Source organism: Labrys sp. 22185, assembly GCF_052045555.1.
Lineage (GTDB): Bacteria > Pseudomonadota > Alphaproteobacteria > Rhizobiales > Labraceae > Labrys > Labrys neptuniae.
Genome location: NZ_JBQEPH010000001.1, coordinates 555,014 through 560,757 on the forward strand (window position 1 = coordinate 555,014; position 5,744 = coordinate 560,757).

A 5,744-nucleotide genomic window follows, 5' to 3' on the forward strand; every position below is an offset into this window, starting at 1 on the left:
CGCACCCGGGGAAATTACCTCCGGTTGAACTGCGCCGGACGCTTTTCCACGAAGGCGGCCATGCCTTCCTTCTGGTCTTCGGTCGAGAACAGGGCCTGGAAGACGCGGCGCTCGAAGGTGAGGCCGCTGGCGAGCGGCAACTCATAGGCCTGGTTGATCGCTTCCTTCATCACCATGCTGGCCGTCAGCGACATGTTGGCGATGGTATCGGCCGTATTCACCGCGGCCTCGACGAGATCGGCAGCCGGAACGACGCGCGAGGCCAGGCCGCAGCGCTCGGCCTCCACCGCGTCCATCAGGCGGCCGGTGAGGCACAGTTCCATCGCCTTGGACTTGCCGATCGAGCGCACCAGCCTCTGGCTGCCGCCCATGCCGGGGATGACGCCGAGCTTGATCTCGGGCTGGCCGAATTTGGCGGTGTCGGCGGCCAGGATGAAATCGCACATCAAAGCGAGTTCACAGCCGCCGCCCAAAGCATAGCCGGCTACGGCAGCGATCTTCGGCTTGCGGGAGGCCGCGAAATGGTTCCATTCCGCGAACCATTCGCTGCTGTGCATGTCGACGAAGCTCTGGGCCTGCATCTCCTTGATGTCGGCGCCGGCGGCGAAGGCCTTGGCGGAGCCGGTGATCACCAGGCAGCCAATGCCGGGATCGGCGTCCGCCGCCTGGGTGGCCGCCAGGAGTTCGCCGGCCAGCTTGCGGTTGAGGGCGTTGAGGGCCTCGGGACGATTGAGCGTGATCAGCAATACGCGTCCGCGCTGTTCGGTGATGATGGTCTCATAAGTCATGTCTGGTCCTCAATGCTTGCCGCGCAGCAACCGGATGATAGCGGAGAAATCCTCGGTACCGTGGCCGAGGCCGTCGAACAGGGAATAGAGTTGGGCCGCCTCGGCGCCAAGCGGCGTATTGGCGCCCACCGAATTGGCCGCTGCCTGGGCGAGCTTGAGATCCTTGAGCATCAGGGCTGCGGCGAACCCCGGCTGGTAGTCGTTGTTGGCGGGGGAGGTGGGCACCGGCCCGGGGACGGGGCAATAGGTGGTGAGGGACCAACACTGGCCCGACGAGGTCGAGGCGACGTCGTAGAGCGCCTGCTGCGACAGGCCGAGTTTTTCGCCAAGTGCGAAGGCTTCGCAGACGCCGATCATCGAAATGCCGAGGATCATGTTGTTGCAGATCTTGGCCGCCTGGCCGGCGCCGGCGGTGCCGCAATGCACCACGCGCTTGCCCATCACGGCGAGCAGAGGCTCAGCTCGGGCGAAGGCCTCGTCGGCTCCGCCGACCATGAAGGTCAGCGTGCCGGCCTTGGCGCCGCCGACGCCTCCGGAGACGGGTGCATCGACGGCGGCGAATTTGCGTCCGGCGGCTATGTCATGGGCCTTGCGGGCGCTGTCGACATCGATGGTGGAGCTGTCGATCAGCAGGGCACCGGCCGGCACGAGGCTGGCCAACTCAGACCACACCTTCAGCACATGGGCTCCGGCCGGCAGCATGGTGATCACCGCGTCGGCGTCCGCGACTGCTTCCGCGGCGGAGGCCGCGATGATGATGCCATTACCGCGCGCCGTCTCGAGCGAGGCCGGGGACAGGTCGAAGCCGCGCACCTGATGGCCCGCCTTCACCAGATTGGCCGCCATCGGCCCACCCATGTGGCCGAGGCCTATGAACCCTATCTTACTGCTGGCCATTGGGGACTCCTTCTCGATAGAGCGATTGTAGGTGTTCCCGGGTGCGCGGATGTCTCGTCCGCTCCTGGAAACGCTGAGTTCTAGGGCGAGAAGGCGCGGACGAGACGTCCGCGCAACCGGAATCTGCCCCTGCCGTCGCCATTATCCAAACACCCGGTCCGCCACCGGTTGGATCCAGGCTTCGATATTGCCATCGTCGACCTCGGCGAGGCTCGGCGGCGACCAGCGCGGATTGCGATCCTTGTCGATGATGGCTGCCCGCACGCCCTCGTAGAAATCATGGCCTTGCGCCACCGCGACGGCGGCGGCGAATTCCCGCTCCAGGCACTCTTCCAAGCCCTCGGCCTCGCGAGCGAGCCGGATCAGCCGCAAGGTGAGCTTCAGGCTGGTCGGCGATTTGGAGGTGATGAGGTCTCGCGTCTTCAGGGCGAAGGGCGTGCCATCCGCTTCGAGAGCTTGCAGGATGGTTGCGATGGAAGAGCCGGCAAAGCATCGGTCGATCAGAGCGCGATGCCCGGTAAGGCGAGCGGTTTCGGGCTGCACGGCGTGTTTTGCTAGCAAGGTATGGATTGCCGCATTGCCTGTTCCCGGCGTGAGCTGTGTCAGCTCGTCAATCAGCGCGGGAATGCCGGCCAGCGGGATCTGTACATCGGCCAGGCCGGCATAAATAGCGTCTGCAGGTCCGATCGCCTCGCCGGTAAGGGCGAGGTAGGTGCCGATCTCCCCAGGGGCGTGGGCGAGCAGCCAGGTGCCGCCGACATCCGGCACGAAGCCGATGCCGACTTCCGGCATGGCGATGCGGCTGCGTTCGGTGACGATGCGGTGGGCGCCATGGGCTGATAGGCCAATGCCGCCGCCCATGGTGATGCCGTCCATCACGGCCAGATAGGGCTTCGCAAAGCGGGCGATGCGGGCATTGACGCGATATTCGTCGCGCCAGAATTGCGCGCCCGTGCCGTCGGGCGTGCGCTCGCCTTCGTAGAGGGCGCGGATGTCGCCACCGGCACACAGGCCGCGTTCGCCTTCCCCCGTCAACAGCACGGCCGCGATGGCAGCATCCTTCTCGAAGGCGTCGAGAGCCGGTGCGATCAGATGCACCATGTCGCGCGTGAGGCTGTTCATCGCCTTGGGACGATTGAGCCGGATGCGGCCGAGCGAGCCCGTGCGTTCGACGACGACGTCGGCGAGCGTTTCCTCTGTTGCCATCAGCGATTCCCCAGCAGGGCACGGGCAATGATCACGCGCATGATTTCGTTGGTTCCTTCCAGAATCTGGTGCACCCTGAGATCCCTGACGATCTTCTCGACGCCATATTCGCTCAGATAGCCATAGCCACCGTGAAGCTGCAGCGCCTGATTGGCAACCTCGAAACCGGCATCGGTGACGAAGCGCTTGGCCATGGCACAAAAGCGCGTCGCCTCGGGGCTCTTGGCATCGAGCGCGCTGGCCGCCCGCCACAGGAAGGTGCGCGCCACTTCCAGTTCCGTCGCCATGTCGGCAAGGCGGAATTGCAGGGCCTGAAAATCCGAGATCTTCCGTCCGAAGGCTTTGCGCTCGCCCATATAGGCGATCGCCTTGTCGAGAGCCGCCTGGGCGCCGCCGAGTGAGCAGGCGGCGATGTTGAGGCGGCCACCATCGAGCGCCGCCATGGCGATGCGAAAGCCCTGACCCTCTTCGGCAATGCGGTTGGCGGCGGCAACACGGACATTCTCGAACACCACCGCACGGGTCGGCTGGGCATGCCAGCCCATCTTCTTCTCGCTGGCACCAAAGGAAAGCCCGGGCGTCTCCTTCGGCACGATGAAGGTGGAGATGCCCTTCGGGCCGTCTCCGCCGGTGCGGGCCATCACGATATAGAGATCGCTGACACCGGCGCCGGAGATGAACTGCTTCTGGCCGTTGAGGATATAGTGGTCGCCATCGCGCACCGCCCGGGTCGCGAGATTGCCGGCATCCGAGCCATGGCCGGGCTCGGTCAGGCAGTAGCTGGCGATCATCTCCATCCCGGTCATCGCCGGCAGCCACTGGCTGCGTTGCTCGGGTGAGCCGTAGGCATCGATGATCCAGGCGCACATGTTGTGGATCGACAGGAAGGAGGCGACGGCCGGACAGCCCGAGGACAGGGCTTCGAAGATCAGTGCCGCATCGAGACGGGTGAGGCCGGAGCCGCCGATATCCTCGCGCACATAGATCGCGGCCATGCCGAGCCCGGCCGCCGCCTTGAGCGTGTCGATGGGGAAATGCTTGTTCTGATCCCATTCGAGGGCGTGCGGGGCGATCGCCTCCGCCGCGAAGCCGACCGCCATCTCCCGGATGGCCACCTGTTCGTCGCTGAGTTCGAAATCCATGGTAGTCGCCTTGTTGTTCTTTACCCTCCCATGGAGGGATCGGCCATTCCTCTTGGAATGGCCTGGGGTCGGACTGAAAGGCCGGGATGAGGTGGGAACCACGTCGGTCGAGTTGATCACCCCACCCCGGACTTCGTCCGACCCTCCCCCTCCAGGGGAGGGTCGTTTCTCACCGCATCGTCGGGATCGAGAAATCCGCGCCGCTCTTGATGCCGCTCGGCCAGCGCGAGGTCACCGTCTTGGTCTTGGTGTAGAAGCGGATCGAATCCGGCCCATGCTGGTTGAGGTCGCCGAAGCCCGAGCGCTTCCAGCCGCCGAAAGTGTGATAGGCGATCGGCACCGGGATCGGCACGTTGATGCCGACCATGCCGACATTGACCCTGGCAGCGAAATCACGGGCAGCATCGCCGTCGCGGGTGAAGATGGCCACACCGTTGCCATAGGAATGCTTAGTCGGCAAAGCGAGGGCTTCCTCGTAGGTATCGGCACGCACCACGGAGAGCACCGGCCCGAAGATCTCCTCCTTGTAGATGGTCATCTCGGGCTTGACCTCGTCGAACAGGCAGCCGCCCATGAAGAAGCCGTTCTCATAGCCCTGGAGGCGGAAATTGCGGCCGTCGACGGCCAGTTTCGCGCCCTCGTTGATGCCGATCTCGACATAGCGTTTGACACGCTCCACCGCCTCGCGGGTGACGAGCGGGCCGTAATCGGCGGAGCCGTCGTTGGAGGGACCGATCTTGAGCGATTCCACCCGCGGGATCAGCCTTTCCATCAGGGCATCGCCCGTGGCCTTGGTGACGGGCACGGCAACGGAAATCGCCATGCAGCGCTCGCCTGCCGAACCGTAGCCGGCACCGATCAGCGCATCGACCACCTGGTCCATGTCGGCATCCGGCATGACGATGGCGTGGTTCTTGGCGCCGCCGAAGCACTGGGCCCTTTTGCCGGTCTGGGCGGCGCGGACATAGATGTATTCGGCGATCGGGGTCGAGCCGACGAAGCCCACGGCACGGATGTCCTCGTCGTCGAGAATGGCGTCGACCGCTTCCTTGTCGCCGTTGACGACGTTGAACACACCCGCCGGCAGGCCGGCCTCGACGAACAGTTCGGCGATGCGGATCGGCACGGAGGGATCGCGCTCCGACGGCTTGAGGATGAAGGCATTGCCGCAGGCCAGCGCCGGCGCGCATTTCCACAAGGGGATCATCGCCGGGAAGTTGAAGGGCGTGATGCCGGCGACGACACCGAGCGGCTGGCGCAGGGAATAGACGTCGATGCCGGTGCCGGCGCTCTCTGTATATTCGCCCTTGAGCAGATGCGGGATGCCGATGGCGAATTCCACCACTTCGAGGCCGCGCTGGATGTCGCCCTTGGCATCCGGTACGGTCTTGCCGTGCTCGCTCGCCAGGAGCTCGGCCAGGTTGTCATGCTCGTCCCGCATCAATTCGAGGAAGCGCATCAGCACGCGGGCGCGCCGCTGCGGGTTCCAGCCCGCCCAGACCGCCTGTGCCTCGCGGGCATTCTCGACAGCCGCCCGTATTTCCGCTGCGCTGGCGAGCGCGACCTTGGCCTGCACCTCACCGGTGGTGGGATTGAACACGTCGGCAAAACGGCCGCTGGTGCCCTCGACGCGCTTGCCGGCGATGAAATGTCCGATCTGTCGCATGGCTTGGTCCTTCATCGTGTTGTGAAAATTGTCTTTCCGGGTGCG

The 5,744-nt window shown here is 65.0% G+C and carries 5 protein-coding genes; all 5 read right to left on the bottom strand.

Annotated features, from left to right (window positions below; all coding sequences use genetic code 11):
• Positions 1-14: 14 nt before the first annotated feature.
• Positions 15-788, bottom strand: coding sequence for an enoyl-CoA hydratase (locus tag ACTJKX_RS02545; RefSeq protein ID WP_440724249.1), 774 nt, complete (start codon positions 786-788; stop codon positions 15-17).
• Positions 789-797: 9 nt separating this feature from the next.
• Positions 798-1,685, bottom strand: a complete 888-nt coding sequence (gene mmsB, locus ACTJKX_RS02550) for a 3-hydroxyisobutyrate dehydrogenase (RefSeq protein ID WP_394310057.1) — start codon at positions 1,683-1,685, stop codon at positions 798-800.
• A 141-nt stretch (positions 1,686-1,826) separates the two neighbouring features.
• Entirely contained in the window at positions 1,827-2,891 is a 1,065-nt protein-coding gene (locus ACTJKX_RS02555; protein ID WP_440724250.1) for an enoyl-CoA hydratase/isomerase family protein, read from the bottom strand.
• Positions 2,891-4,033, bottom strand: coding sequence for an isobutyryl-CoA dehydrogenase (locus tag ACTJKX_RS02560; RefSeq protein WP_440724251.1), 1,143 nt, complete (start codon positions 4,031-4,033; stop codon positions 2,891-2,893). The genes ACTJKX_RS02555 and ACTJKX_RS02560 overlap by 1 nt, the downstream gene beginning before the upstream one ends.
• A gap of 169 nt (positions 4,034-4,202) precedes the next feature.
• Positions 4,203-5,699, bottom strand: a complete 1,497-nt coding sequence (locus ACTJKX_RS02565; protein ID WP_440724252.1) for a CoA-acylating methylmalonate-semialdehyde dehydrogenase — start codon at positions 5,697-5,699, stop codon at positions 4,203-4,205.
• Positions 5,700-5,744 lie beyond the last annotated feature (45 nt).